This window comes from Amycolatopsis mediterranei, from assembly GCF_026017845.1.
GTDB lineage: Bacteria > Actinomycetota > Actinomycetes > Mycobacteriales > Pseudonocardiaceae > Amycolatopsis > Amycolatopsis mediterranei.
Window position 1 is genome coordinate 2,633,688 of sequence record NZ_CP100416.1, and the last position, 23,697, is coordinate 2,657,384.

General features: G+C 70.9%; 19 protein-coding genes. 11 read left to right on the plus strand and 8 right to left on the minus strand.

Translation table 11 applies throughout. The annotated features are described in order from the left end of the window. Positions 1 to 16: 16 nt before the first annotated feature. Positions 17 to 463 (minus strand): hypothetical protein, encoded by a 447-nt coding sequence (locus ISP_RS12640; protein WP_013224255.1) that lies wholly within the window; start codon positions 461 to 463, stop codon positions 17 to 19. Positions 464 to 1,005: 542 nt separating this feature from the next. Further along, on the minus strand, positions 1,006 to 2,319 hold the full coding sequence (locus ISP_RS12645) for a DUF349 domain-containing protein (protein ID WP_013224256.1): 1,314 nt from the start codon (positions 2,317 to 2,319) through the stop codon (positions 1,006 to 1,008). A gap of 218 nt (positions 2,320 to 2,537) precedes the next feature. Between ISP_RS12645 and miaA the strand changes: the two genes are divergently transcribed. Next, a complete protein-coding gene (gene miaA / locus ISP_RS12650) occupies positions 2,538 to 3,449 on the plus strand; it encodes a tRNA (adenosine(37)-N6)-dimethylallyltransferase MiaA (protein WP_013224257.1) in 912 nt (303 codons plus the stop codon). Between the two features lie 10 nt (positions 3,450 to 3,459). Next, positions 3,460 to 4,287 carry a diaminopimelate epimerase gene (gene dapF / locus ISP_RS12655; protein ID WP_013224258.1) on the plus strand — a complete coding sequence of 276 codons (828 nt, stop codon included), beginning with the start codon at positions 3,460 to 3,462 and terminating at the stop codon, positions 4,285 to 4,287. Between the two features lie 16 nt (positions 4,288 to 4,303). Here dapF and valS read toward each other — a convergent pair whose 3' ends face one another. Next, positions 4,304 to 6,817 (minus strand): valine--tRNA ligase, encoded by a 2,514-nt coding sequence (valS, locus tag ISP_RS12660; protein WP_013224259.1) that lies wholly within the window; start codon positions 6,815 to 6,817, stop codon positions 4,304 to 4,306. A gap of 9 nt (positions 6,818 to 6,826) precedes the next feature. Next, entirely contained in the window at positions 6,827 to 8,080 is a 1,254-nt protein-coding gene (locus ISP_RS12665; RefSeq protein WP_013224260.1) for an MFS transporter, read from the minus strand. A gap of 63 nt (positions 8,081 to 8,143) precedes the next feature. On the opposite strand from ISP_RS12665, the gene ISP_RS12670 reads away from it, so the two are divergent. The 3 genes from ISP_RS12670 to ISP_RS12680 are packed head-to-tail and all read left to right on the plus strand — an operon-like array spanning position 8,144 to position 11,207. After that, positions 8,144 to 8,647 carry an ArsR/SmtB family transcription factor gene (locus ISP_RS12670; protein ID WP_013224261.1) on the plus strand — a complete coding sequence of 168 codons (504 nt, stop codon included), beginning with the start codon at positions 8,144 to 8,146 and terminating at the stop codon, positions 8,645 to 8,647. Positions 8,648 to 8,689: 42 nt separating this feature from the next. Next, positions 8,690 to 10,138: a GTPase HflX gene (gene hflX / locus ISP_RS12675; RefSeq protein ID WP_013224262.1), complete on the plus strand. Its 1,449-nt coding sequence runs from the start codon at positions 8,690 to 8,692 to the stop codon at positions 10,136 to 10,138. Positions 10,139 to 10,190: 52 nt separating this feature from the next. Beyond that, entirely contained in the window at positions 10,191 to 11,207 is a 1,017-nt protein-coding gene (locus tag ISP_RS12680; RefSeq protein WP_013224263.1) for an SdiA-regulated/phytase-like domain-containing protein, read from the plus strand. A gap of 73 nt (positions 11,208 to 11,280) precedes the next feature. Here the strand turns inward: ISP_RS12680 and lexA are convergent, their stop codons facing one another. After that, on the minus strand, positions 11,281 to 11,940 hold the full coding sequence (gene lexA / locus ISP_RS12685) for a transcriptional repressor LexA (RefSeq protein WP_049878229.1): 660 nt from the start codon (positions 11,938 to 11,940) through the stop codon (positions 11,281 to 11,283). 358 nt (positions 11,941 to 12,298) lie between these two features. On the opposite strand from lexA, the gene ISP_RS12690 reads away from it, so the two are divergent. The 3 genes from ISP_RS12690 to ISP_RS12700 all read left to right on the plus strand — a co-directional run bounded on the left by ISP_RS12690 (position 12,299) and on the right by ISP_RS12700 (position 16,780). Further along, on the plus strand, positions 12,299 to 12,763 hold the full coding sequence (locus tag ISP_RS12690) for a LysM peptidoglycan-binding domain-containing protein (RefSeq protein ID WP_013224265.1): 465 nt from the start codon (positions 12,299 to 12,301) through the stop codon (positions 12,761 to 12,763). A 678-nt stretch (positions 12,764 to 13,441) separates the two neighbouring features. Then, on the plus strand, positions 13,442 to 13,936 hold the full coding sequence (nrdR, locus tag ISP_RS12695; protein WP_013224266.1) for a transcriptional regulator NrdR: 495 nt from the start codon (positions 13,442 to 13,444) through the stop codon (positions 13,934 to 13,936). A 30-nt stretch (positions 13,937 to 13,966) separates the two neighbouring features. Then, on the plus strand, positions 13,967 to 16,780 hold the full coding sequence (locus ISP_RS12700) for a vitamin B12-dependent ribonucleotide reductase (protein ID WP_013224267.1): 2,814 nt from the start codon (positions 13,967 to 13,969) through the stop codon (positions 16,778 to 16,780). A 68-nt stretch (positions 16,781 to 16,848) separates the two neighbouring features. Here the strand turns inward: ISP_RS12700 and ISP_RS12705 are convergent, their stop codons facing one another. Continuing rightward, positions 16,849 to 18,189 (minus strand): hypothetical protein, encoded by a 1,341-nt coding sequence (locus tag ISP_RS12705; protein WP_013224268.1) that lies wholly within the window; start codon positions 18,187 to 18,189, stop codon positions 16,849 to 16,851. Continuing rightward, positions 18,186 to 19,853, minus strand: coding sequence for an NB-ARC domain-containing protein (locus tag ISP_RS12710; protein ID WP_013224269.1), 1,668 nt, complete (start codon positions 19,851 to 19,853; stop codon positions 18,186 to 18,188). Before ISP_RS12710 ends, ISP_RS12705 begins: the two co-directional genes overlap by 4 nt. Positions 19,854 to 20,014: 161 nt before the next feature. Between ISP_RS12710 and ISP_RS12715 the strand changes: the two genes are divergently transcribed. From ISP_RS12715 to ISP_RS12725, 3 genes are read left to right on the plus strand one after another with little or no spacing between them, the layout of a single operon-like run. Further along, the gene (locus ISP_RS12715) at positions 20,015 to 20,761 is read left to right on the plus strand and encodes a ferritin-like domain-containing protein (RefSeq protein WP_013224270.1); all 747 of its coding nucleotides are present in this window, start codon (positions 20,015 to 20,017) and stop codon (positions 20,759 to 20,761) included. A 14-nt stretch (positions 20,762 to 20,775) separates the two neighbouring features. After that, positions 20,776 to 21,405 (plus strand): FMN-dependent NADH-azoreductase, encoded by a 630-nt coding sequence (locus ISP_RS12720; RefSeq protein WP_071831492.1) that lies wholly within the window; start codon positions 20,776 to 20,778, stop codon positions 21,403 to 21,405. Continuing rightward, positions 21,405 to 21,614, plus strand: a complete 210-nt coding sequence (locus tag ISP_RS12725) for an SMR family transporter (RefSeq protein ID WP_013224272.1) — start codon at positions 21,405 to 21,407, stop codon at positions 21,612 to 21,614. Before ISP_RS12720 ends, ISP_RS12725 begins: the two co-directional genes overlap by 1 nt. Here the strand turns inward: ISP_RS12725 and ISP_RS12730 are convergent. Beyond that, a complete protein-coding gene (locus ISP_RS12730; protein ID WP_014466817.1) occupies positions 21,604 to 23,616 on the minus strand; it encodes a prolyl oligopeptidase family serine peptidase in 2,013 nt (670 codons plus the stop codon). The two genes, ISP_RS12725 and ISP_RS12730, sit on opposite strands and share 11 nt — an antisense overlap. Between the last annotated feature and the right edge of the window lie 81 nt (positions 23,617 to 23,697).

Here is a 23,697-nt window from a genome sequence, read left to right on the forward strand (position 1 = left end):
CCGGCGGGGACCGGGATCAGCCGACTCGCAGGGTGAGGGTGCTCGCCGAGTACGCGGCGGCGTAGAGGGCCGTCTCGGGGTGGTAGAGCCGCAGCGAGACGGTGGCGCTCAGGTTGAAGCTGAGGCTGAAGGAAAAGCCGCCATTGGGCCGGCAGGTGGTGTCGGCGATGTTCACCCAAGCGCCGGCCTGCAGCTGCTGCACGATGACGGTTTCGACGGTCTGCTCGGAGCGGGCCGCGTCGAGCACCTGCAGGTTGCCCTTGAGGTCGACCTTCTCGTTGACCTTGACGTGGTCCTTGCCGAGCTTCCCCTCGACCTTCACCTTCCCCTTGCCGGCTTCGACGGAGGAGGAGAGCGAAGCGGCCCCGGCGGGGGAGACGAGCGCGGGGGCAAGCCCCCCGATGGCGACGCTGATCACCAGCGCGGAGATGATCCGGCCGGTGCTGTGGGATGTCCTGGTCATGATCGAAGTGCAGCACCGCGCGGAGCGGAAAGCGCGCGGTAACCCCCGGTCGGGGCGATGACCGAACCCCTTCGGGTGGGCCCGCTTGCGCAACGTCGCCACCCACAGGCGTCGGCGGCCCGGCCTGGCTTGGCTAGGTCCGGCTTGGCTCGGCCTGGCGAGGTCCGGCTTGGCGCGGCCGAGCTTGGCGTGGCTCGGCCCGATCTGGCTTGGCGCGGCTTGCTTTGGCGAGGGGCGGCTTAGTTCGGCACGGCCCGGCGGCACGGCCCGGCGGCACGGCCCGCCCTCCCTGGGGGCTGCCCCCGCTTCCAGCGTATCGGCGGCCACCGTCAGAACCGCTCGAAAACGCGCCTGAGCGGCCGCCTTGCCCACATCACGACCGCCCTGTGGACAAACCACAAAAGCCCTTCTCACCAGCCACAACAGCCGACAAGAAGGGCCTCCGCGAGAACCGGACTCAGCGGACGGCGAACCTCACCGGTTCGCGACCGCCGCCTCCGCGGCTGGCGACCTTCAGCGGCCGCAAACCCGGCCAACAAACCTCACCGGTCCGCAACAGCCGCCTCGGCGGCCTGCAGCCACTCGCGCCACTGGGCCGCCTGCTCGTCCGCCTTCTTCGCCCGCCGCTCATCGCCCGCCGCTCGGGCCTTGGCCGCCTGGGTCTCGTACTGCTCCACCCGCTCGCGGAACTGCGCCGCCCGGGCCTGGGCCTCCGGGTCCGTCTTGCGCCAGCGGTTGTCCTCGGCCGACTTGACCGCGTCCTGGACCGCCTTCAGCCGGCCGTCCAGCTCGCGGATGCGCTCGCGGGGGACCTTGCCGATCTCGTCCCACTGCTCCTGGATGCGCCGCAATGCGCTCTTCGCCGCCTCCAGGTTGGCCGCCGCGTCGATCTTCTCGGCCTCGATCAGGAGCTCTTCCTTGCGCGCCGCGTTCTGGGTGAACTCCGCGTCGCGCTCGGAGAACACCGCCGACCGGCGGGCGAAGAACTTGTCCTGCGCCGCGCGGAAGCGCTGCCACAGCGCCTCGTCGCTGTCCTTCGGCGCCCGGCCGGCCGCCTTCCACTCGGTCATCAGGTCCTTGTACCGACCCGCCGTGTCGCCCCAGTCCTCGGACTCGCTGATGGCCTCGGCTTCGGCGATCAGCTCTTCCTTGCGCTGCTTGGCCGACGCGCGCTGCTTGTCCAGCTCGGCGAAGTGCGATCCGCGGCGGCGGTTGAACGCCTCGCGGGCCTTGGAGAACCGCTTCCACAGCTCGTCGTCGGTCTTGCGGTCGACGCCCTTGACCGTCTTCCACTCGTCCAGGATCGCGCGCAGCCGGTCGCCCGCCGCCTTCCACTGGGTGGACTCGGCCGCGATCTTCTCGGCCTCCTCGGCCAGCTCCTGCTTGCGGGCGACCGCCGCGGCGCGGGCCTCCTCGCGCTCCGCCTTCGCGCTGGCCAGCGCCTTCTCGGCGTGCCCGATGACGTACTCCAGCCGGGCGGCGAGCGCGGCCAGGTCACCGACCACGGCGGCCTCGGCCAGCCCGTCGCGGATCTGGGTGGCGCTCGACAGCGCGTGCTTCGGGTCGCCGGCCCCGGAGATCAGCCGGGTCTCCAGCAGCTCGACCTCGGTGCGCAGGTCGTCGAAGCGGCGTGCGTAGTGCACCAGGCCCTCGTCGGGAGTGCCCGCCTGCCAGACGCCGACGGCGCGCTCGCCCTCGGCGGTGAGGACGTAGACGGTGCCCTCGTCGTCGATCCGGCCCCAGATGGCCGGGGTGGGTTCGGCGGGCGGCACGGGCGGGGCGGCGTGCCCGGCGTGCAGCGCGTGCGGCACCGGGTGCGGGGCCGGGGTACCGGTGGAAGTGTTCTCCTGGGCCATCGCAGGCTCCTTATCGCCTGTACGCCCGCTCGCGCGGGCGCCCCGCCGTTCGGGCGGGGCCGGGTAATGCGGTCGTCACGGGCCGTGCTCGGATGCTACGGCCCCAAGCGGCATTCAAGCAGCTCAGCGCGCACCGTGGTACTGGATGGGCCACTCGAAGCTCGTGATCCTACTTCCGGTGGACGCTCCGTGTCGGCCCGCAGGTATCGTCAGCCGCCGTGAACAGCCCCGCCGTCCCGGTCGCGGTGGTCGGGCCGACGGCCACCGGCAAGACCGCGCTGGCCGTGGACCTGGCCTGCGCGCTCGGCGGCGAGGTCGTCAACGCCGACGCGATGCAGCTCTACCGGGGCATGGACATCGGCACCGCCAAGGCCACCGAGGCCGAGCGCCGCGGCGTCCCGCACCACCTGCTCGACGTCCTGGACGTGACCGAAACGGCGTCCGTCGCGGCCTACCAGCGGCACGCGCGGGCCGAGATCGAGCGGCTGCTGGCCGACGGCCGGGTCCCGGTGCTGGCCGGCGGGTCCGGCCTCTACGTCCAGGCCGTGCTGGACGACCTGCGCTTCCCGGGCACCGACCCGGCCGTCCGGGCCCGGCTCGACGCGGAAGCCGAGCAGCTCGGCACCCCCGCGTTGTACACCCGGCTGGGTGAACGTGATCCGGTCGCCGCCGCCAAGATCCTGCCGACCAACACGCGCCGGATCGTGCGCGCCCTCGAGGTCATCGAGATCACCGGCGAACCGTTCTCGGCGAACCTGCCGGAACCGGGACCCGCCCGCTACGGCACGGTCGTCATCGGCGTCGACCGGGCGCCCGAGGAGCTCGACGAGCGCGTGAACGAGCGCGTCGGGCGGATGTTCGAGGCCGGGCTGGTCGACGAAGTGCGCGAGCTCGAGAAGCGGGGCCTGCGCGAGGGGAAGACGGCATCGCGGGCGCTCGGGTACCAGCAGGTGCTCGCCGAACTGGACGGCGACGGCGACTTCGCCGCGGCCGCCGCGGCGACGGCGCAGGCCACCCGGCGCTTCGTCCGCAAGCAACGGTCCTGGTTCCGGCGCGACCAGCGGATCCACTGGTTCGACGGCGCCGATCCCGGGCTGGCCGCGCGCGTCCTGGATACCCTGGCCCGGTAATCTTGCCCCTATGGGCGGTATCGAGTTCCTCAAGGGGCACGGCACACAGAACGACTTCGTGCTGCTCCCCGACCCGGCGGGCCGCCTCGAGCTGACCGAGGCCAGGGTCGCCGCGTTGTGCGACCGACGGCGCGGCCTCGGGGCCGACGGCGTGCTGCGCGTCGTGCGCGCCGCCGAGCTCGGCGAGCCGTCCGCGGGCGAGTGGTTCATGGACTACCGCAACGCCGACGGGTCGATCGCGGAGATGTGCGGCAACGGTGTGCGCGTGTTCGCCCGCTACCTGGTCGAAACGGGCCTGGCCGCCGAGGGCGAGTTCGTCGTCGGCACCCGCGCGGGCGATCGCCCGGTCGTGGTGCACCCGGACCGCTCGGTGACCGTCCACATGGGACCGGCGACGATCACCGGCACGTCGGTCACGGTGGTGGCCGGCCGCCCGTTCTCCGGCGTGGCGGTCGACGTCGGCAACCCGCACCTGGTGTCGCTGCTCGACGACGACGTGGCCGGGCTCGACCTGCGTGAACAACCCGACTTCGACCACGACCTGTTCCCCCACGGCGTGAACCTCGAGTTCATCAACTGCCTCGGCGAAGGCGCGCTGCGGATGCGCGTGCACGAGCGCGGGGTGGGCGAGACGCGGGCGTGCGGCACGGGCACGGTCGCCGCGGTGGCGGCCGCGTTCCACCTGGCGGGCACCGACACCGGCGCGTCCACAGTGGACATCCCGGGTGGCCGCGTCGAGGTGACGGTGTCCCGCGGCGCGTCGACGCTGTCCGGGCCCGCCGAGATCGTGGCGCGCGGCGAGCTCGACGAAGCCTGGTGGGTCGCCGCCGGTTCGTGACGGCGACCCACCGGCGTCAGACCTCGGCCTCGACCGCGAAGTCGCCTTCCCGGGTCTCCACTGACGAGATCGCGCCCGCGGTGCGGATGTCCGGCTCGATGGCCGTGAACCGCTCCAGCACCTCGGCCGGTCCGGTCACGGTGAGCGTCTCGACGGCGGATCGCATCGACACCTTCGCGTCGGTCTTCGCCCGGCGCACCGCCGCGATCACGTGGCCGGCCAGCGAAAGCAGCTCCGGGTCACCGTCGGACTCCGCCACCGAAGGCCACGCGGCCAGATGCACGGACCCGGAACGCCACCACGACCAGACCTCCTCGGTCGCGAACGGCAGGAACGGCGCGAACAGCCGCAGCAGGGCCGAGAGCGCCGTCACGAGCGCCGCCCGCGCGGACTGGGCCGCGTCGGGACCGCGGTCCCCGTACGCGCGGCCCTTCACCAGCTCGACGTAGTCGTCGCAGAACGTCCAGAAGAACGTCTCGGTCACCTGCAGCGCCCGCGCGTAGTCCGACGCCTCCAACGCCGCCGTCGCCTGCCCGGTGACGACGGCCAGCGACGCCAGCAGCGCCCGGTCCAGCGGCTCGGTGGCGGCCGCGCCGGGCATCGGCACGCCCAGGCCGAGCACGAACCGGCTCGCGTTGAGCAGCTTCGTCGCCAGCCGTCGCCCGACCTTCATCTGGCCTTCGTCCACCGCCGTGTCGACGCCCGGGCGCGCGCTCGCCGCCCAGTAGCGGACCGCGTCCGAGCCGAACCGCTCCAGCAGGTCCACCGGGGTCGTCACGTTGCCCTTGGACTTCGACATCTTCTTGCGGTCCGGGTCGAGCACCCAGCCCGCGATCGACGCCTCCCGCCACGGCAGCACGCCGTGCTCCAGCTCCGCGCGCACCGCCGTCGAGAACAGCCAGGTGCGGATGATCTCGTGCGCCTGCGGCCGCAGATCCATCGGGAACACGCGCGAGAACAGGTCGTCGTCGATGCTCCACCGGCCGACGATCTGCGGCGTCAGCGACGACGTCGCCCAGGTGTCCATCACGTCGGGATCGGCGGCGAACCCGCCCGGCACGCCGCGCTGCTCCTCGGTGAACCCCGGCGGGACGTCGCTGCTCGGGTCGACCGGCAGGGTGTCCGGCAGCAGCCGGGCGTCGTAGTCCGGCTCGCCGGCGGAATCGAGCCGGTACCACAGCGGGATCGGCACGCCGAAGAACCGCTGCCGGCTGATCAGCCAGTCGCCGGCGAGGTTCTCCACCCACGACGAGTACCGGACGCGCATGTGTTTCGGCACCCAATTCAGCTCTTCGCCGCGGGCGAGCATCTTCTTCCGGAACGCCTCGTCGTTGCCGCCGTTGCGCAGGTACCACTGCCGGCTGGCGACGATCTCCAGGGGCTTGTCGCCCTTCTCGTAGAACTTCACCGAGTGCGTGATCGGCCGCGGCTCGCCGCGCAGGGCGCCCGCGTCGCGCAGCAGCCGCACCATGATCTCGCGTCCCGTGTGGACGGTCTTGCCCACGAGCGGCGCGTACGCCTCCGCGGGCACCCCGGACGGCGCGTCGGGCAAGAACCGGCCGTCCCGGCCCAGCACCACCCGCGTCGCCAGGCGCAGCTCCCGCCACCACGTGACGTCGGTGGTGTCGCCGAAGGTGCACACCATCGCGATCCCGCGGCCCTTCTCCGGATCCGCGAGGTGGTGCGCCACCACGGGCACCTCGACGCCGAACACCGGCGTCCGCACGGTTTTTCCGAAGAGCGGCTTGAACCGCTCGTCATCAGGGTGCGCCACCAGGGCGACGCACGCGGGCAGCAGCTCCGGCCGGGTCGTCGCGATCACGACGTCGGCACCGTCCGGCCCGGTGAACGCGAGGTCGTGGAAGGCGCCTGGGCGTTCGCGGTCCTCCAGCTCGGCCTGGGCGACGGCGGTGCGGAACGACACGTCCCAGAGCGTCGGCGCTTCGGCCTGGTAAGCCTCGCCGCGCTCGAGGTTGCGCAGGAACGCGCGCTGCGAGATCAGCCGCGAGTCGTGCCCGATCGTCTGGTAGGTCATCGTCCAGTCGACCGAGAGCCCGAGCTGCCGCCACAGCCGCTCGAAGGCCTGCTCGTCGGTCTCGGTCAGGGATTCGCACAGCTCGACGAAGTTGCGCCGCGAGATCGCCACGACGTCCTTGCCCGGCTTCTCCGGCGGCCGGAAGTCCGGGTCGTAGGGCAGCGAAGGCTCACAGCGGACGCCGAAGTGGTTCTGCACCCGGCGTTCGGTCGGCAGGCCGTTGTCGTCCCAGCCCATCGGGTAGAACACCTCGAGCCCGCGCATCCGCTTGAACCGCGCGAGCACGTCGGTGTGGGTGAAGGAGAACACGTGCCCGATGTGCAGCGACCCGCTGACCGTCGGCGGGGGAGTGTCGATCGAATAGACCTCGTCCCGGGTCTTCGTGCGGTCGAAGCGGTAGGCACCGGAGGATTCCCATACGGGTACCCACTTGGCCTCCAGACCGTCGACACCGACCTTGTCCGGGACTCTCGGGCGCTCGTATGGGGTACTCATCACCCAACTCTAGGCGGCGCCGGAACCGCTTTTCGCCTCGGTCGGCAGGTCGCGCAGGTGCCGCAGGGGCGAGCAAACCACCCACAGCACCGCGGCGACCTCGCCGGCCACCGCCACCCACATCGCGCCGCGCAGCCCCAGCCCTTCGCCGAGCGCGCCGCCCAGCAGCCCGCCGAGCGGGATCGTGCCCCAGACGACGAACCGCACGCTGGCGTTCATCCGGCCGAGCAGCCGCTCCGGGCAGATCGCCTGCCGGTAGGTGACCTGGGCGACGTTGTAGACGATGATCCCGAACCCGCCGGCGACCGCGCCGAACGCGGCGAGCCCGAGCCGCCAGTCCGGCGCGGCGAGCGGGATCAGCAGGTGCCCGGGCATCGTGCAGAGCGGGACCAGCCAGATGGCCCGGGCCTGACCGATCCGCCGGGTGAGCGCGCCCGAGCAGAGCGCGCCGAGGATGCCGCCCGCACCGCCGACCGCCAGCAGCACGCCGACCGCGGCCGGCGGCAGCCCGACCGTCCGCGTCAGGAACAGCACCTGCACGGCGGTGAACGCGCCGCCGAAGCAGTTCGCCGTCGCCGTCGTCCCCACGATGGCGCGCAACGGCTTGTCGGAGAAGACGAACCGCAGTCCTTCGGCGATCTGCGGCGCCAGGCGGGCGTGGCCGCCGCGCTCCGGTTCGGGTTCGACCGTCCGGATGCGCAGCAGGCACAGGGCCGACGTGAGGAAGCCGGCGCTGGTGACCAGCACGGTGTTCGCCGCGGTCACCAGCTGGACCAGCACGCCGGCCGCGCTCGGCCCGGCGATCTGCGCGGTCGACTGGACGGCCTGCAGCTTCGCGTTGCCTTCCAGGAGGTGCTCCCGCCCGACGAGGGAAGGCAGGTAGGACTGGTACGCGATGTCGAAGAAGACGGTGGCGATGCCCACGAACAGCGCGACGACCAGCAGCTGGGCGAGCGTCAGCACCCCCGCCCACCAGCTGACCGGCACGCTCAGCAGCAGGGCGAAGCGGGTGAAGTCGGCGGTGAGCATCACGCGGCGGCGGCGCAGCCGGTCCACCCACACCCCGGCGGGCAGCCCGATCAGCAGGAAGGCGATCGTCTCGGCCGCGGTCAGCAGGCCCATTTCGAACGGTGTCGCGGCCAGCGTGACGGCCGCGAGCAGCGGAACGGCGGTGGTGCCGACGAAGACGCCGAACTGGCTGGCCGTGTCGCCGGCCCAGAGCCGTCTGAAGTCGGCGTGCCGGAAGAGTGACCCCCTGTGCATGGTCCCGAGTGTGCCGGGAGTGATTGGAAAGTGTCAATCACTGTTCGCTCTAAGCTGTGCGCCGTGCTCCCTGCGAAACGACGTGCCGCGACCGAAGCCGAGGCCGCCGCGCTGGCCTCCGGAATACGGCTGCGCATCATCCGGTTGACCTTCTCGGAGGCGCTGACGAACAAGGAGCTCGCCGAAAGGCTGGGCCGGGATCCCGCGACGACGCTGCACCACGTGCGCAGACTCGTCGAGACCGGCTTCCTCGCCGCGCAGCCGCCGCGCCGCGGGGCCCGGGGCGCCAAGGAAATTCCGTATCTTTCGACGGGGCTTTCGTGGACACTCGACTCATGCGGTGACAAGGACGTGGAACAGGCGGTTCTCGAGGCCTATCTGGCCGAGATCGCCGAGACCGGATTCGAGGGCGTGCACCAGTCGCGCCTGGTCGTCCAGGTGGCCCCCGAGGAGCGGGCGGAGCTGGAAACGCGGCTCAACGCCCTGCTCGAGGAGTTCCAGTCGCGCCCACGCCGTCCCGGTGCCGAGCGCACCGCGATCTACCTCGCCACCTATCCCAGCACGTAAAAGTTCGGTTCCCGCGGCGAATCGTGGGAACATGGAGGCACGATGACAGAACTGACACACACCGAAGACCACGACGACGACCTGTACGACGGCGACCCGTCGACAGGCGAAATGGAGCTCGAGGACCGGGCGTCGCTGCGCCGGGTCAGGGGACTGTCCACGGAGCTGGACGACGTCACCGAGGTCGAGTACCGGCAACTGCGGCTCGAGCGCGTCGTGCTGGTCGGCGTGTGGACCGAGGGCACGGCCCTGCAGTCCGAGGCGTCGCTGGCCGAGCTGGCGCGCCTGGCCGAGACGGCGGGCTCGGAGGTCCTCGAAGGCCTCATCCAGCGGCGGACCAAGCCGGACCCGGCCACCTACATCGGCTCGGGCAAGGTGCGGGAGCTGCGGGACATCGTCGGTTCCACCGGCGCCGACACCGTGATCTGCGACGGCGAGCTTTCGCCGGGCCAGCTGCGCCAGCTCGAGGAGAAGGTCAAGGTCAAGGTGATCGACCGGACCGCCCTGATCCTCGACATCTTCGCCCAGCACGCCCGGTCGAAGGAAGGCAAGGCGCAGGTCGAGCTGGCCCAGCTGCAGTACCTGATCCCGCGGCTGCGCGGGTGGGGTGCGTCGCTGTCCCGGCAGGCCGGTGGCCGCGCCGGTGGCGCGAACGGCGGCGTGGGCCTGCGCGGTCCGGGTGAGACCAAGCTCGAGACCGACCGGCGGCGGATCAACAAGCGCGTGGCGAAGCTGCGCCGGGAGATCGCGGCCATGGACACCATCCGCGAAACCAAGCGCGGGCGGCGGCTGGCCAACGAGGTGCCCAGCGTGGCGATCGTCGGCTACACCAACGCCGGCAAGTCGAGCCTGCTCAACGCGCTGACCGGGGCCGGGGTGCTGGTGGAGGACGCGCTGTTCGCCACCCTCGACCCGACCACGCGGCGCGCGCAGACCCCGGACGGCCGCGGCTACACGCTGACCGACACCGTCGGGTTCGTGCGGCACCTGCCGCACCAGCTGGTGGACGCGTTCCGCTCGACGCTGGAGGAAGCCGCCGACGCGGACCTGCTCGTGCACGTGGTCGACGGGTCCGACCCGGCACCCGAAGAGCAGGTCAGCGCGGTGCGCGAGGTGCTCGGCGAGATCACGCGCAAGCGCAAGGAGCCGCTCCCGCCGGAGCTGCTGGTGATCAACAAGACCGACGCGTCCGACGAGGTCAGCCTGGCCCGGCTGCGGCACGCACTGGCGGGATCGGTGCAGGTCTCGGCCCGGACCGGGGCGGGCATCGCGGAGCTCGTCGAGGTGATCGCCGACCGCCTGCCGCGGCCGGAGGTCACGGTCGACGTCCTGGTGCCCTACTCGCGCGGCGAGCTGGTCGCGCGGGCGCACGCGGACGGCGAGGTCCTCGAAGAGGAGCACGCCGAGGACGGCACGCGCCTGCTGGTGCGGGTCCGCCCGGACCTCGCGGCGGCTTTGCGCGAGTACGAGACCAACTCGACCAGGGCCTGACACGTCTCCGTAGTGTGCGGCACGAAGAGCCGCACACTACGGAGGTGGCTGGGTGCGCTGGGTCGTCGCGTTGGTCTTCTTGGCCGTGTTCAGCGGGTCGGTGCCCGCTTCGGCGGCCCCGGCGGCTCCGGAACCGTTGTGCACGGTGAAGGACCCCCGGATCGACGAGCTGTCCGGCCTGGTCTCCGACGGTGCGAAGCTGTACGCGATCAACGACGGCGGCAGCAAGGTCCAGGTGTTCGTGCTGGGCCGGGACTGCAAGGTCCAGAAGGTCCTCACGGACAAGACCGACCCCTTCGACGTCGAAGACCTGGCCCGCACGCCGGACGGCCGGCTGTGGCTGTCGGACACGGGCGACAACAAGATGGGCCGGCTGACGGTCGCGCTGCTGGAGATGAGTCCCGAGGGCAAGGTCACGCTGCACCGGCTCACCTACCCGGACGGCCAGCACGACACCGAAGCGCTGATCATGGACAAGGCGGGCACGCCGTACCTGATCACCAAGGACATCCTCGGCGAAGCCGGCGTGTACCGGCCTTCGGGGCCGCTGGCGAGCCCGGGCCCGACCAACCTGGAGAAGGTCGGCACGGTGAAGATCGCCACGACGGACACCCAGGGCGGCCCGGTGGGCTCGATCGGCTCGGTCCTGGTGACGGGCGGCGCTTCGACGGCCGACGGCAGCGTCATCGCGTTGCGGACCTACACGGACGCGTACCTGTACGCGGCGCCGGACGGCGACGTCCCGGCGGCGCTGCAGCGCACTCCGGTGCGGATCCCGTTGCCGGGGGAGAAGCAGGGCGAGGCGATCGCGTTCGACCCCGACGGGACGTTGCTCTCCGGCAGCGAAGGCGTGGGCCAGCCCCTCCGCGCGGTGCGGGGCGCGGCGGCATCGGCCGCGCAGTCCGGCGCACCGGCGAAGGGGACGACCTCGACCGCCACCGGCGCGTCAGCCGGCTCGGCGGAGGACGGGTCCGGGCTTCCCATCCTGCCTGCCGCCGGGATCACGGTCGCGGTGGTCGGCTTGGGCTGGTTCGGCTTCAGCAGGCTGCGCCGCCGAACCCGCCGCTGACCTTCGGCTCCCCACGGCCGAAGATCATCCGATCCGGTGAATCTCCCGGGCCGTGCGAAAGCCCGGGCGCTCCCTAGAGGCGTCGCAGGACCGCGACGACCTTGCCGAGCACCGTGGCGTCGTCACCGGGGATCGGCTCGTACGCCTCGTTGTGCGGCATCAGCCAGATGTGGCCGCCCTTGCGCTTGAACGTCTTGACCGTGGCTTCGCCGTCGATCATCGCCGCGACGATCTCGCCGTTGTCCGCGTCCGGCTGCTGGCGGACCACGACCCAGTCGCCGTCGGTGATGGCCGCGTCGATCATCGAGTCGCCGGTGACCTTCAGCAGGAACAGCTCGCCCTCGCCGACGATCTCCCGCGGCAGCGGGAAGACGTCCTCGATGGCCTGCTCGGCCAGCACCGGGCCACCGGCGGCGATCCGGCCGACCAGCGGCACGTACGCCGCCTTCGGCATGACCGGCTGCTGGTCCATCTCGATGCCCATGGGGTTGTCGTCGGTCGCCGAGAGGACGCCGACCGCGCGCGGGCGGTTCGCGTCCCGGCGGAGGTAACCCTTGCGCTGCAGGGCGCGCAGCTGGTGCGAGACCGACGACGTCGAGGTCAGCCCGACCGCCTCGCCGATTTCGCGGACGCTCGGCGGGTAGCCGAACCGGCTCACCCACGAGCGGATCACGTCGAGCACCTGCTGCTGGCGGACGGTGAGGGTCTCGTCCACGTCGTACACCTCGGGCATGGCGTGCACCTTGCCCGAGCCGCCGGGGGACCCACTGGTCCTGCCCGCCTTGTTCTCCTTCGCCACTGCGTCGCCTCCCAGACGTTCGCTGCACGTATCTTCGCGCCGGCCACCGCCCGCGGGGGTGCGGGCAGCCTCGCCGGGCGGCATCTGCCCGGCAGATGCCCTGGTCACCGACGTTAGCCCCCGGGCACGACGATTTCAAACATCTGTTCGATCGACACGCCGTGTCCGCTCGATTTTGTCGGTGGCAGGTGGTAGACCTTCGCACGGGCGTTCGATAGAACGCCTGTTCGACCTTGATCCACGGGCCTCCGGTCCGGGAAACGGGCGGACACAGGGTTTCGAGGAGGTTCGGATGTCCATTCTGGCCGAACGCGGACACGTTCGCCCGGCGACCCCGGTCCCGGCGCCCCTCCGTCCCGTGCGCGTCCTGCGCGGTCGCCGCGGCGAGGTGCACCGCCCGCCGACGCGCGCGCGGGTCGTGGCGGGCCGCCGCCCGGCCGGCGCCCCCTGCGCGGCGCCGCGGCGGGTGCCGGTGCGCTGGCCGTGGCTCGCCGCGCTCGCCGTCGCGAGCTGCCTGGTGGTCACCGGGCTGGGGCTCTTCGGCGGCGGCGCGCCGGGTGCCCCGGTGCCCGAGCGGACCGCGACGGTGTCGGTCGAGCAGGGCGACACGCTCGCGTCGCTGGCCGCGCGATTCGCCCCGGAGAGCGAGCCGGGCGCGGTGGTCGCCCGGATCAAGGAGCTGAACCGCCTGGATCAGGCCGTGCTGGTGCCCGGTCTGCCGCTCACGGTCCCGGTTGCCGACGTCCCGGCGCCGTAAGTCCCCGCGGGGATGAGTGGTGCACCGCGGGGTGGCGGTGACGGCTCCGGTGCCGGTCGGCTGCACCGCTGCGGTGATGGCCGGTGTCGGCTCGAAGCGCGGGCAGCGCCCAAGTAAGCAGGCCTTGCGCTGCACTGCTGCGGTGATGGCCGGTGTTGTCCCGGAGTCCGGGCCGCACCCCGGGCAAGCGTGCCTTGCGCATGTCGTTCCGGCCTTGGTGCCGAGCGCCGCGGACGGCCGCCGCGAAATCACCCGGCCCGGTGAAACCTCCGCCCGCCGAAACCACCCGCCCGCCCGATCCGAAGGCCGCCTGAAGCGTCCCGCCGTGCCACCCGAACAGACCAACCCCGCCCCGACCAGGGCGAGCACCCCGCGACCCCCTCGCCACCGCCGTTCCGGCCCCGCCGGACGCGCCGCGCCGGTCTCACCCGGCCGAGGTGGAACCCGGCCGCGTCGCTTGCGCACGCCCCCGCCGAGTTCTACGCTCGCCCGCTATATGTAGTAGTTACACCGCTGTAGTTGGTCCACAGGTTGGGGTAGACTGGGCAGCAGTTGTCCACAGCTGGTCGGCGTTTACCCACCGGATGTCCACAAAACGATCACCAAGTGCAGGGGTGCGCGGTGGCCGCGGGGACGTCGACCGCGGGCGGCCGGCGAGGAGGGGAAGGTGATCGGCGGATGAGGTGCCCGTTCTGCCGGCATGCGGACTCTCGGGTCGTCGACTCCCGAGAGGTGGATGAAGGCCAGGCGATCCGCAGGCGGCGCTCGTGCGCGTCGTGCGGACGGCGGTTCACGACGTCGGAGACGATGGTGCTCGCCGTCGTCAAGCGGTCCGGCGTCACCGAACAGTTCAGCCGGGACAAGGTGGTGAGCGGCGTCCGCCGCGCCTGCCAGGGCAGGCCGGTCGACGACGACGCGCTGCAGCAGCTCGCGCAGCGCGTGGAGGAGTCGATCCGCTCCGCCGGGCTGGCGGAGATCCCGAGTCACGAGGTCGGCCTGGCCATCCTGGGCCCGCTGCGTGAGCTCGACGGGGTCGCCTACCTCCGGTTCGCCAGTGTCTACCGGTCCTTCTCCTCGGTCGAAGACTTCGAGAAGGAGATCGCCGACCTCCGTGAGGCCATGGCGGGTTCTGTTGCCCACGAGGAGAGCGATCAGCGTGAAGACGGCGACTGAGCCGTCCCGCTGCGGGAGAGGGTTCAACCGATGACGGAAACCGTGGGAACGGGGGCCCGCGCGGCCGCCGGCAAGAAGGGCAAGACCGCCGGCGGGCTGAGCGTTCAGCGCGTCTTCACCACCGAGGGCCAGCACCCCTACGACCAGGTGACCTGGGAGCAGCGGGACGTCGTCATGACGAACTGGCGCGACGGCTCGGTCAACTTCGAACAGCGCGGCGTGGAGTTCCCCGATTTCTGGTCGGTCAACGCCACCAACATCGTCACCAGCAAGTACTTCCGCGGCGCCGTCGGCAGCCCGCAGCGCGAACGCAGCCTCAAGCAGCTCATCGACCGGGTCGTGCACACCTACGTCAAGGCCGCGCGCGACCACGGCTACTTCGCCGCGCCGCAGGACCTCGAGATCTTCGAGCACGAGCTCACCTGGATGCTGCTGCACCAGGTCTTCAGCTTCAACTCCCCGGTCTGGTTCAACGTCGGCACGCCGTCGAAGCAGCAGGTCAGCGCCTGCTTCATCCTCGCGGTCGACGACACGATGGAGTCGATCCTCAACTGGTACCGCGAAGAGGGCCTGATCTTCAAGGGCGGCTCCGGCGCCGGGCTGAACCTCTCCCGCATCCGCTCCTCGAAGGAGCTGCTCACCTCCGGCGGCACCGCGTCCGGGCCGGTCTCGTTCATGCGCGGCGCCGACGCGTCCGCGGGCACCATCAAGTCCGGCGGCGCCACCCGGCGCGCGGCGAAGATGGTCGTGCTCGACGTCGACCACCCGGACATCGAGGAGTTCATCCAGACCAAGGCGCGCGAAGAGAAGAAGATCAAGGTCCTCCGCGACGCCGGGTTCGACATGGACCTCTCCGGCGCGGACATCTCCTCCGTCCAGTACCAGAACGCGAACAACTCGGTCCGCGTGACCGACGAGTTCATGCAGGCGGTCGAGAACGGCACCGAATTCGGCCTGCGCGCCCGGCTCACCGGCGAGGTCATCGACCGCACCGACGCGAAGAAGCTGTTCCGCACGATGGCCCAGGCCGCCTGGGAGTGCGCCGACCCCGGCATCCAGTACGACGGCACGATCAACGACTGGCACACCTGCCCGGAGTCGGGCCGGATCACCGCGTCGAACCCGTGCAGCGAGTACATGCACCTCGACAACTCCAGCTGCAACCTGGCGTCGCTGAACCTGCTGAAGTTCGTCACCCCCGAGGGCACCTTCGACGCGCCGCTGTTCGCCCGCGCCGTCGAGTTCGTCATCACGGCGATGGACGTCTCGATCTGCTTCGCGGACTTCCCGACCGAGCCGATCGCCGACACCACGCGGAAGTTCCGCCAGCTCGGCATCGGCTACGCCAACCTCGGCGCGCTGCTGATGGCGCTGGGTCACGCGTACGACTCCGAAGGCGGCCGCGCGCTCGCGGCGGCGATCACGTCGCTGATGACGGGCGTGTCCTACCGGCGTTCGGCGGAGATGGCCCGGGTCGTCGGCGCGTACGAGGGCTACGCGCGCAACGCCGAAGCGCACCAGCGCGTGATGCGCAAGCACGCGGCGGCGAACGAGCTCGTCCGCACCTACCACTCCAACGACGCCGCGGTCCGCGCGCTGGCGACGGAGGAGTGGCAGAAGGGCATCGAAATCGGCGCGAAGCACGGCTGGCGCAACGCGCAGGCGTCGGTGCTCGCCCCCACCGGCACCATCGGCTTCATGATGGACTGCGACACCACCGGGATCGAGCCGGACTTCTCGCTGGTGAAGTTCAAGAAGCTCGTCGGCGGCGGCTCGATGCAGATCGTCAACCAGACGGTGCCGCGCGCGCTGGAGGCGCTGGGCTACCTGACCGAGCAGGTCGAGGCGATCGTCGAGTACGTGGCGCAGAACGGCCACGTCGTCGACGCGCCGGGGCTGCGGCCCGAGCACTACGAGGTGTTCGACTGCGCGGTCGGCGAGCGCTCGATCGCGCCGATGGGGCACGTCCGGATGATGGCCGCGGTGCAGCCGTTCCTGTCCGGCGCCATCTCCAAGACGGTCAACATGCCGGAGTCGGCGACGGTCGAAGAGGTCGAGGAGATCTACTTCCAGGGCTGGAAGCTCGGCCTGAAGGCCCTCGCCATCTACCGCGACAACTGCAAGGTCGGCCAGCCGCTGTCGACGGCGAAGAAGGAATCGGCGGCGGCCGAACCGGAGAAGGTCGTCGAGTACCGCCCGGTGCGCAAGCGCCTGCCGAAGAAGCGCCCGAGCCAGACGGTGTCGTTCACCGTCGGCGGCGCGGAGGGCTACCTGACGGCGGGCTCGTACCCGGACGACGGCCTCGGCGAGATCTTCGTCAAGCTCGGCAAGCAGGGCTCGACGCTGGCCGGCGTGATGGACGCGTTCTCGATGTCGATCTCGGTCGGCCTCCAGCACGGCATCCCGCTCGAGTTCTACGTCTCCAAGTTCTGCAACCTCCGCTTCGAGCCGGCGGGCATGACGGACGACCCGGACATCCGCATCGCGACCAGCGTGATGGACTACCTGTTCCGCCGCCTGGCCCTGGACTACCTGCCGTACGAGAAGCGCTCCCAGCTGGGCATCCTCTCGGCGGACGAGCGGTCGGCCGAAGTCGAGGCGACGTACGGCAACCCCGGCGTCGACCTGGAGGCCCTGCAGTCCACAGTGGACGCCTCACCGGAGCCGCACGCGGACGAACCGGAGCACCCCCACCGCGAAGCCCGGACGACGACGGAGCTGATGGAGCTCCGCCTCGGCAAGGCGGCGGACGCCCCGCTCTGCATGACGTGCGGAACGAAGATGCGCCCGGCCGGCTCCTGCTACGCGTGCGAAGGCTGCGGCGCCACGTCCGGCTGCAGCTGATCCTGAGCTCCACCGTGTCCCTCGCCAGAGCGGAGGTCGCGCCGGCGGGGGAGACGGAGCCCGCCGGGTCACGTCGTCGGCGGTAGAGCTGCCTTGACCTCGTCGAGCAGTTCCGCCAGGGGCACATTCCGGTGGATCGGGCAAGGACACTGCGGCGGGGACGGTGGCTCTGCCCTTTTCCCCGGTCGCAGGAAGGCGAGCAGAAAGGCGAAGCTCGAGACCCGCACCCGGCGGAAGATCCACCGCCACTCGCCGGGCTCGGTGCGCCGGACGACCCCGATGACGCCGGTGGCTGTCTTGACGGCGGCGATCAACGTGCCGCGGCGCAGCTGCAGCAGGAAGATCTGCAGGCTGAAGAGCAGCTCTCCGCGGGGGTAGTTGTCGCGCCGGGCCGAAGCGAGAGCTTCGTGCAACAGCTTCTCGGCGGCGGCGGTGTTTCCTTCGGCCGCGGCGACACCCGCGAGAGTGCTGTTGAGCTGCGCCTCCGCGGTGCTCCGCGAATGAACGTCGTGGAAGAGGCGGCCGGCCTCGCGCAGGTGGTCCTTCCCGGCGCTCGTGTTTCCGGCGGCGAGCAGGATTTCCCCCGTCCTCAGGTGGAAGAACCCCAGCTGGCCCGATTCGGGGTTCAGCGTGTCCTTGATGTGCTGAGCGGCCACCACGTGGGTCAGCGCGCCGCGGTGATCGCCACGGGTCGCCTGGATCCGGCCGAGGTAGTGCAGCGCGGACGCGGTCGCCCGGCAGACGGCCGGGGAGCTCGAGGCGAGTTCGCAGGAGACACCGCGGGCCAGGCTGTGGCGGGCCAGCCGGATGTTGTTGTAGAACAACGCGATTCCCCGGGTGGTGTGGACGTCGTAGATCTCGAAGCGGCCGGTGCCGGCCTCTTCGGCCAGCGCCTCGCACTCGTCGAGGTACCGGAATGCCGCGTCGTAGTCACTGATGTCGATGTGGTACTTGGCCAGGACGAGCACGGCGCGCAGTTTTTCGTCGGCGTCCCGGCTTTCGCTGATGGCGGAGCGGATGATCTCGAGCCGCCGGCGCCCGCCGTTCGACAGCGCCGCGCTGTAGCGCGCCAGCAGCAGCCGGATGTCGGTCGTCCGGTTTCCGCGTGCGTGCAGCTGGGTCAAGGTGGTCTCGAACAGCTCGATCAGGCCTTCTTCGCGGTGTGGCTGGTTTCCCCGGCCGACATTGGCGAGGATTTCGACGAGCGCACCCACGTACGGCACGAGTTCGTCGTCGTAGCGTGCGGAGTCGCCTTTGGTGGCTGTCCGCAGGACCGCGACCAGCGAGTCGACTCGCATGGGGAACTGCCCGTCGGCCAAGGCCGTCCGCAAGACGTTGCCGTAGTGCTTCAGCGCTCGTTTGGTGCAGGCTTCCGCGTGGCTTCCGATGCGCTCCTTCAGCGAGTTCACGACATGCCGCAGGTGAAGTCGTAGAGCAGGCTGTGGATGGTGTACCGGCGTCGGAGCTGGTCGATCGACCCATCGCCGAACGAAGTGACGATCGACAACTGGCACGCCGTGCTGAGGGTGGCGAGGAAGCCGGCCGCCGGTTGGATGCCCGATATCTGCTCGAGTTCGTCGTAGTGGAACGAGTCGCCTCTGCCCTTGACGCAGAAGGACGCGAGGAGCGCGTCGGCGTCGGCGGTCCCGCGCCGTCGTTCGAGTTCTTGGAGCGACGCGGTGTACAGGTACGACCGGGCGGTTTCGGCGAGACCCTCTCCGCCGCCGGACGCCGCCCGCAGATCCCTGAGGTCACGCAGGACGTGGTCGAGTGGCCGATGGCTCGACAGGTACTGCTGGACCGCGAGCTTGATGAGGAAGGGATTCCCCTCGGTCGCGTCCAGGATGGGGGCGAGGGCCCGGTCGCCGGCTTCCTGCAGGTCCGGGTCGGCCATGCTCAGGTGTTTGATGAACAGGACGGAGTCTTCCGGACTCAGCGGCCGGACGCGGAACTCCGCGATGTCGGGCAGATGTGACTGCAGTTCCCACCGAGTGGTCACCAGCAGGGCGTGCGGTTTGAAGACACCCATCCGCCGGAGCCGCCCGACGGCGTCCGTGGCGTCGGGGAGCGTCTCCAGGTTGTCGACGACGACCAGCAGCTGATCGCCGGAGGGGAGGCCCGCCACCTGACGGGCGAATTCGCTCTCCCACAGCGTGCGGCTCGGACCGAGGTCGAAATCGAGCTGAGCGGCCAGGTCCCGCAGCAGTTCGAGCCAGTACACCGTGGTGAATCCCTCGGTGGTCACCGAACAGCCGGTCGCCTGCGGATTCGCCGCCGAGGTCCAGGCGACCTTCGTGAAGTGGCCTCGGCGGCGCAACTCGCGGACGGCTTCGTAGGCGATGGCCGTCTTGCCGATCCCGCCGGCCCCCACGATGCTGGTCACCTGGTCGGCGAGCACGTTGCCGGTGGACCTGACGATGATGTCGATCAGCTTGTCGGTTCCGAACAGCTGGTCGTGGTTGACGTAGGCCTTGTACTGCCAGCTTTCGAACTGATCCACCCTCGTCGGGGGCGAGGCGGGCGAAGAGCCGCCCTGGCCCGGCAGCTGGATCCAGCCGACGGTGTTCGTCTCCTTGACCGCGACGGCGCGCTCCCGGTACCGGGTGACCCGCTCGGGCGGCCCGTGGCGGACGACTTCGTCGTAGATCCACGAGGAGACGATGACGGCGAGGACCCCGGGTGCGGTAGCGAGTTCGGACTTCAGCGCGGGTGAATCACACAGGCGGAACGTGAAGTTGACCGCCGCTCCGACCACGCCGTGGTCGTCGTAGGTGACTTCGCCCGCGTGGATGGCGGCGCGAAGGCGGACCTGTTCTTCCGGAGCGGCTGACGCGTTGTGGGCGGAGACGGCCGCGGCCAGCTGATCCGGCATCGCGTCGACGATGTCCGACTTCGGGATCTCCGGTGGCGCGAGGATGAGCAAGCCGTCGCCCAGATCGCGGCAGTCGCAGCGCTCCCACGGTATCCCGGCGGCCGCGAAAGCCGCCTCGGTGAGCTCGTGCACGCCCTGCCGGATGGCGATCCGATGCCGGTTCGTGCGCCGGTGGGCACCGTAGCCTTCGACATCGATCACGACGATGGTCCGGTGTCTGGCTTGAGGCGGGGTCCTCGGCACCCGTCAAGCGTGCGCGCCCGGGGGCCGGCGGCACAAGGTGACGACTTGCGTCCCGATCTTCACCGGATCTCCACGGGAGCTGCCCACCGCATCCACAGCCGCACGGCATCATCGGACCGATGACGTACGCACACTGGCTCCAGGATTTCGAAACCGAAGCCGAACGCCGTAGTCAACGCGAAGACCCGCCCTGGGAACGGGGCGCGAAACTCCACCCCGACGTCGCCAAAAGCATCCAGCGGTTCCAGGTCGGCGAAGCCGGCGACGGCGCCAACCTGATCGCGAAAGCCGCCGGGGACGACACCTACCTCGCCGCCGTGAAGCTGTTCGTCGCCGAGGAGCAGAACCACGCCCGGATGCTCGCCGGACTGCTGGCCGCCGCCGGCGTGCCGACCATCGCGAAACACTGGTCGGACACCGTGTTCGTCAAGCTGCGGCGGGCGCTCGGGCTGCGGCTGGAGCTCATGGTGCTGCTCATCGCCGAGGTCGTCGCCCTGCGGTACTACCGCGCCCTGCGCGACGGCGGTGGCGATCCGCTGGTCACGCAGGTCGCCGCGCGGATCCTCGCCGATGAGGAGCGGCACGTGCCGTTCCACTGCCACCGGCTCGAGGTCGCCTTCCGCGAGCTGGCCAAGCCCGCCCGGGCGGCGGTGTTCGGCGCGTGGCGGGTGCTGCTGCTCGGCGTCGCGGCCACGGTTGCCGCGGACCACGGCGCGGCCTTGCGACGGCTCGGTGTCGGCCGGCTCGTCTTCGTCGCCGACGTGCTCACCGCGTTCGAAGCCGCGCTCGCGCGGATCCGCGGCGAGCAGCCGAAGCCGGGACCGCGGTACATCCCGAAGCGCGCCCGGCCGCGCGGGCTCTTCTAAAGGAGACCGGCCAGCTGCCGCAGGGCCGCGGTGATCCGCTCCGCCGGCACCTCGACTCCAGCGCCCGCCGTTCGTCGTTCTCGCGCGAGCTCTCCGCCCGGTACTCCGCCACCTGGACGGGCACCCGGACCTACCGCGACCTCGCCGCCGACCCGGTCCCGGTGATCGGCGAAGCGTGGACCGAAATCTGCGACGCCCTGCTCGCCGCGGGGATCACCGACCCCGCGCACTACGCCGGCGTCGTCGGAACGCCCTCGCAAAAGCAGGCGTGGGCGATCGTCGAGCCGCTGCTCGCCGAGCTGCTCGAAGCCGACGTCGTGCTGATCGGCGCGCCGATGTACAACTTCTCGATCCCGGCCGCCCTGAAGGCGTGGATCGACCAGGTGACGTTCCCGAGAATGTCCCTGCGGCCCAAAAAGTTCGTCATCGCCGGCGCCCGGGGCGGGACGTACGCGGAAGGGACGCCGCGGGCGCCGTTCGACCACCACGAGCGCTACCTGCGGGACTTCGTCGCCGGGCACTACGACGTCGACGACGTCCGGTTCGTGCACGCCGAGCTGACCAACGCCCTGGTCGACCCGCACCTGGCCGCGCGCGAAGGCGAGCGCGTCGCCTCACGCGAAGCCGCGCTGGCGGCGATCTGATGGGCTGGGTGACGCTCGTCCTCGCCGGGTTCGTCGAGATCGCCTGGTCGCAGAGCGTCAAGCCGACGGAGAACTTCACGAAGCCGTGGCCGACGCTCCTGTGCTTCGTGCTCGGCGTCGTCGTGACCAAGGACCCGCTGAGCGTCGGCCGGGTGGCCGCGCTGGCCCTGATCGTCGGCGGCGTCGTGCTCGCGCGGGTCACTTCGTGAGCTGCTCCCACAGGAACTCGAAGACCAGCGCCCACTTGAACGCCAGCTGCTCGTTGTCCGCCGCGGCGCCGTGGCCGCCTTCGATGTTCTCGTGATACCGGACGTCGTGCCCCTGCTCACGCATCCGCGCCACCATCTTGCGGGCGTGGGCGGGGTGCACGCGGTCGTCGCGCGTCGAGGTCACGAACAGCGACGGCGGATACGCGCGTCCACTGTGGACATTCTGGTACGGCGAGTACTTCGCGATGTAGTCCCATTCCGCGGCGTCGTCGGGGTCGCCGTACTCGGCCATCCACGACGCGCCGGCCAGCAGCAGGTGGTAGCGGCGCATGTCCAGCAGCGGGACCTGGCTGACGATCGCGCCGAACCGCTCCGGGTAGCGCGTCAGCATGACGCCCATCAGCAGGCCGCCGTTGCTGCCACCCTGGATGCCGAGTTTCGCCGGCGTGGTGATGCCGCGCTCCACCAGGTCCGCGGCCACCGCGGCGAAGTCCTCGTACACGCGGTGGCGCTCGGCCTTGATGGCCTGGGTGTGCCAGCCGGGCCCGTATTCGCCGCCGCCGCGGATGTTCGCCACGACGTACGTCCCGCCGCGGGCGAGCCAGCCGCGGCCGATCATCCCGCTGTAGGACGGCGTCAGCGAGACCTCGAAGCCGCCGTACCCGGTCAGCAGCGTCGGGCCGCCTTCGGCGCCGGACGGCCGGACGACGAAGTACGGGATCTTCGTGCCGTCTTCCGACGTCGCGAAGTACTGCGCGACGCTCATGTCCGAAGCGTCGAAGAACGCCGGAGCCTGCTTCAGGACTTCGACCTCTTCTCCGACGTGCCCATAGCTCAACGTCGACGGCTGGAGGAAGCCGCTGGAGTCGATCAGGTACTCGTCGCTGACGTCGGGATCGGTGTCGAAGATGTCCGCGCTGCCGAACTCCGGGCCGCCGGCCAGCGGTGCCTCCTGCCAGCCGTCCGGGCCCGGGGTCAGCGTGCGCAGCTCGGTGCGGACGTCGCGCAGCGTGCCGAGCAGCAGGTGGTGGCGCGTCCAGGCCCAGTAGCTCAGCGAGGTGTGCTCGTCGGGCGTGAACAGCGTCGTGAAGTCCCGGTCGCCGGCCATGAAGGCGTCGAAGATGATGGCGATCAGCGCGCCGGCCGGGTGTTCCGTGCCGCCGACGGTCCACGCCGTCCGCGGCCGCACCAGCAGCCACTCGCGGTGCAGGGACGCGCTCGCGTCGTCCGGGACGTCGATCTTGACCAGCCCGCCCGGCGTTCTGAGGTGCAGTTCCGAGCGGTAGAAGTCGATCGCGCGGCTGACGAAGTCGCGTTCGAAGCCTTCGGTCGGGTCGTGGGACGCGCCGATCGAGACGTCGTCGGGCTTGCCTTCGAAGACCGTGGTGGCCGCTTCGAGCGGCGTGCCGCGGCGCCACTCCTTGGCCAGCCGCGGGTAGCCGGAGCTGGTCAGCGAACCCGGGCCGAAATCCGTTCCGATGTAGACGCGGTCGAGGTCGATCCAGCCGATCCGAGTCTTCGCCTCCGGGACCGTGAAGCCGTCCGCGACGAACTCGTGCGCGTCGAGGTCGAACTCGCGCACGACCGTGGCGTCCGCGCCGCCGCGGGAGAGCTCGACCAGGCCGCGCCGGTAGCCCGGCCGCAGCACGGTGGCGCCCTGCCAGACCCAGTTCTCGCCTTCGGCCTCGGCCAGCGCGTCGACGTCGAGCAGCAGCTCCCACTCGGGCTCGGCCTGCCGGTAGGACTCCAGCGTCGTCCGCCGCCACAGGCCGCGCGGGTGGCTCGCGTCCTGCCAGAAGTTGTAGAGGAACTCGCCGCGGCGGCGCACGTACGGGATCCGGTCGTCGGCGTCGAGCACCTCGCGCAGTTCGTCGCGCAGTTCGGCGAACCGCGCGCCGGCGGTCAGCTCGGCCAGCGTCTCGTCGTTGCGCGCGCGCACCCAGCCGAGCGCGTCGTCACCGGTCACGTCTTCCAGCCACAGATAAGGATCCTCGACACTCATGCCAGACAGTCTCGCCTGGTCGGGGGCCCGGCGGCCACCCGGTGGCGTTTTCGTTTCGTGATCCCGGCCTCCGGGGGTGTC

What these genes read in the sequence shown, in the direction of transcription:
- ISP_RS12640 (WP_013224255.1), bottom strand. Translation starts at nt 463, where the DNA reads ATGACCAGGACATCCCACAGCACCGGCCGGATCATCTCCGCGCTGGTG.
- ISP_RS12645 (WP_013224256.1), bottom strand. Translation starts at nt 2,319, where the DNA reads ATGGCCCAGGAGAACACTTCCACCGGTACCCCGGCCCCGCACCCGGTG.
- dapF (WP_013224258.1), top strand. Translation starts at nt 3,460, where the DNA reads ATGGGCGGTATCGAGTTCCTCAAGGGGCACGGCACACAGAACGACTTC.
- valS (WP_013224259.1), bottom strand. Translation starts at nt 6,817, where the DNA reads ATGAGTACCCCATACGAGCGCCCGAGAGTCCCGGACAAGGTCGGTGTC.
- ISP_RS12665 (WP_013224260.1), bottom strand. Translation starts at nt 8,080, where the DNA reads ATGCACAGGGGGTCACTCTTCCGGCACGCCGACTTCAGACGGCTCTGG.
- hflX (WP_013224262.1), top strand. Translation starts at nt 8,690, where the DNA reads ATGACAGAACTGACACACACCGAAGACCACGACGACGACCTGTACGAC.
- lexA (WP_049878229.1), bottom strand. Translation starts at nt 11,940, where the DNA reads ATGCCCGAGGTGTACGACGTGGACGAGACCCTCACCGTCCGCCAGCAG.
- ISP_RS12690 (WP_013224265.1), top strand. Translation starts at nt 12,299, where the DNA reads ATGTCCATTCTGGCCGAACGCGGACACGTTCGCCCGGCGACCCCGGTC.
- nrdR (WP_013224266.1), top strand. Translation starts at nt 13,442, where the DNA reads ATGAGGTGCCCGTTCTGCCGGCATGCGGACTCTCGGGTCGTCGACTCC.
- ISP_RS12700 (WP_013224267.1), top strand. Translation starts at nt 13,967, where the DNA reads ATGACGGAAACCGTGGGAACGGGGGCCCGCGCGGCCGCCGGCAAGAAG.
- ISP_RS12715 (WP_013224270.1), top strand. Translation starts at nt 20,015, where the DNA reads ATGACGTACGCACACTGGCTCCAGGATTTCGAAACCGAAGCCGAACGC.
- ISP_RS12725 (WP_013224272.1), top strand. Translation starts at nt 21,405, where the DNA reads ATGGGCTGGGTGACGCTCGTCCTCGCCGGGTTCGTCGAGATCGCCTGG.
- ISP_RS12730 (WP_014466817.1), bottom strand. Translation starts at nt 23,616, where the DNA reads ATGAGTGTCGAGGATCCTTATCTGTGGCTGGAAGACGTGACCGGTGAC.